Here is a 3,251-nt window from a genome sequence, read left to right as displayed (position 1 = left end):
GCGTCTCACCCGGCACTCCTGCAGCCGCTCCCAAAGCATCTTTTAATGCCTCGGCACTGGACTCTACCAGCAATTGACTGTTCAGACGGTATTCGCCCTCTGCACTGATCAAAATTTCTATACGCTCGAGGGCTTCAGTGGCACTGCCACTTGCACTTGGAAGGTCAATTTCAAGCTGCGTTTCTTTGGTAAAGGTGGTTGAGACCATAAAAAAGATCAGCAACAAAAACACCACATCAATCAGCGGTGTCAGATTTACGGATACCTCTTCAGGCCGTTGTCGGCTGAATTTCACTTAATCGCCTCGCAACACTCAGTCTTCTTCACGCTGACCGTGAATCATCTCAACCAACTTCACAGCCTGCTGCTCCATGGACACCACGAGTGAGTCGATACGACGCAAGAAAAACCGATGAAAGATAAGTGCCGGTATCGCAACAGCCAAGCCAGACGCGGTCGTAATCAACGCTTCCGATATACCACCGGCCAATACGCTGGCATTGCCAGTACCTTGAATCATGATCTCGTTAAAGACTTTGATCATTCCGATGACGGTACCGAGCAAACCCAGCAATGGCGTAATCGCGGCGATCGTACCCAATGGACTCAGAAAGCGCTCTAACTCATGGATCACTTCCGAGGCAGCCTCTTCGATGCTCTCTTTCATAACGTCACGCCCATGATTGGCATTTTTAATACCCGCAACCATGATACGCCCCAAAGGACTGTTATTGCGGATCTGAGCCAACTGCTCAGTCTCCAGCTTTCCTTTACGGAAAGCCGCCAACAGATCCCCCAGGAGTCCGGCAGGTGCAACACTGGACGCACGCAAAGTCCACAACCGTTCCAGACAGATCGCCATCGCAATCACCGAACAGGCCACGATTGGCATCATCAGCCAACCACCCGATTTCACCAGTTCTAACACGTCAACTCAGCCTCTAGCTCAACCTCGAATACCGGGACAATCACACAAACACCCCTAGCGATACTGCGGCTAACTCTATCATAGGCCCGCGTGACCTAATAGCCTGACCAGAAACGTCTTTTGGTACTCCTCCAAACGTTGGTTGCACACGCCATACCGGGCTTTGAAGTCAGATGTACCGCTCCATGCTTAGCGGTATTCACTGAGACGCCACCGCTGCCTGAAACCCGCTGCACAACATCAGTGCTCGGATGACCAAACCGGCTTGCGTATCCTGCACTAAATACGACAACGGAAGGACGCCAGCGCGCTAAAAATTCAGCGCTGCTGCCCGTCTTGCTCCCGTGATGTGACGCGACCAACCAATCCAGCGGTTGCTCCGGTTCGACCAGCTTATGTTCGACGTCCGAATCGATATCCCCTGTGAGTAACAATGAGCATCGCCCATCATCCACCTGAAGAACACAAGAACTGTTGTTGTCCGAACCCTCCTGATTTCCGCCGGACAAAACAGTAAAACGGACATCATTCCACTGCCATTGATCCCCCGGTCGGCAGACGCGGTAACCATACCTGCTCGCTAACGCCTTACTCCCCGTGACCGCACCAGCAACCGACACCTGATGCCGAAGTGAGATATGACCTCCCGTGTGATCAAGATCATCATGACTCAGCACCAGCATATCCACCGCCTGAATCCCTTCAGCATCCAGATAAGGCGCAAGCGTATGCATGAAAGCACTTTGCCCACCCGGATATCCCGGCCCGGTATCATAGAGAAGGGTTTGATTCCCCACCCGGATCAATATCGCCGTCCCCTGGCCTACATCAAACACCCTTGCATCGTAACCTTCAGTCACCGGCGGCGACCTAATCCCTAATATCATAGGCATCCACAACAGAACGCCCAGCCAACGCAATGGAAACCCCTTGGGTTGCAGCAGCAGCAATGATCCCAGCAGCGCCAGAGCCAAGACATACCACTCTGGATTCGGCACCCGCCATATATCTTGCTGAACCTCAGCACCCAGCTCAGTCAACCACCAGAATAGTGAGACACACCCATCAACCACAGGCACCAACAGATCAACATTCAACACTGAGAACAGTAGATCAACGACGACCAGCATCAGACAGAGCGCGATCAGAGGGATCGCCAAAAGATTAATGAGTGGTGCAACAAAGGAAAACCCGCCGAACAACCAAACCAGCAAAGGCGTCATAGAAAAGAATATGCCCCATTGTACTCGCCATCCGAGCAGATCTTTTATCCGATGACCTGCAAACCAGAGCAACGTCGCAACGGCCATAAATGAAAGCCAGAAACCTGCCTGATGAGTGGCAACGGGCAATAGTGTTAATACTAAAGCCATTGCGAACCACCAACGCGACCAGAGATCCACATGCCATAGCCGCCATTGCGCAAGCAAAAACACCGCAACCATGAGAAAAGCCCTCTGGGTTGGCAGCCCCGCGCCTGCCATCTGCATGTAAAGAAACGCCACAGAAATGGTCAGCCACACACCCACAGGACGAAGATACAAAGGCATAAGGGCATATGACAGGAGACGTATCAGGCCCAGTATTAGCACCACAATAAATCCAATATGCAAACCACTGATCACTGCGAGGTGTATCGTCCCGGTGGCTCTTAGCAGCTGCCACTGATCATCACTAAAACCATCTCTAATGCCTAATGTCACCGCTTTAACAAGCGCAGCAACCTGTTCGGATGCGTAACGCGCTTGAATAGCCGCCGCCAACCGCCCCCTCAAACAGTCGAGCGCACAGACATCAGAGGCAGATGCCGCAGACACCGCCCGTACATATCCTGTTGCATCAATACCTTGTGACAGCAGCCAAAGTTCGTAGTCAAACCCTGCGGGATTGGAAAATCCATGGGGAGGCTTTAATCTCACCTCCAAGTCCAATCTCATTCCCGGCGTCACAGCCATATCAGGCCGATACCAATTGAGCCGTAATAGCCGGGGGAATGCCGAGTGACGCTCGGCGCCTTTAGCCGCAACAAGCGTGTGTGGTTTGAATAAAAACCGTACGTCCCGCCCCCGAAGTTCGGGCAAACCGATTACCTCACCCGTCACGTACCAGTCGGACTTAATCGGATCGCTGCTAAGACGATGGGAGATTTGCCAATGACTCCAACCAAAGCTCCATCCCAATCCAATCAAAAACCAGATCAGAGATGGGGGCAGCTTCCGCCAGAACACTACAAACAATAGAGGAATCACTCCCAACCAAAGCGGAGGAAGCGAGGGTAGCCAGACAATAGTTGTAATTCCAGCCACATAACAGATCATCCTTG

General features: G+C 52.2%; 4 protein-coding genes. All 4 read right to left on the bottom strand.

From position 1 onward, the window contains the following. A partial coding sequence (locus ABYW01_RS17495) for an ExbD/TolR family protein (RefSeq protein ID WP_372835234.1) occupies window positions 1-295 on the bottom strand: 295 nt, incomplete at its 3' end. 18 nt (window positions 296-313) lie between these two features. Then, window positions 314-928, bottom strand: coding sequence for a MotA/TolQ/ExbB proton channel family protein (locus tag ABYW01_RS17490; protein ID WP_372835231.1), 615 nt, complete (start codon window positions 926-928; stop codon window positions 314-316). A gap of 95 nt (window positions 929-1,023) precedes the next feature. Next, window positions 1,024-3,129: a DNA internalization-related competence protein ComEC/Rec2 gene (locus ABYW01_RS17485; RefSeq protein ID WP_372835237.1), complete on the bottom strand. Its 2,106-nt coding sequence runs from the start codon at window positions 3,127-3,129 to the stop codon at window positions 1,024-1,026. Further along, on the bottom strand, window positions 3,059-3,251 hold a 193-nt coding region (locus tag ABYW01_RS17480; protein WP_372835239.1), incomplete at its 5' end, for a hypothetical protein. The genes ABYW01_RS17485 and ABYW01_RS17480, both read right to left, overlap by 71 nt.

The sequence above is a fragment of the Pontibacterium sp. genome (genome assembly GCF_041587635.1).
GTDB lineage: Bacteria > Pseudomonadota > Gammaproteobacteria > Pseudomonadales > Balneatricaceae > Pontibacterium.
Note: the sequence above shows the minus strand (reverse complement) of the source record. Positions and strands in the feature narration are given on the sequence as shown.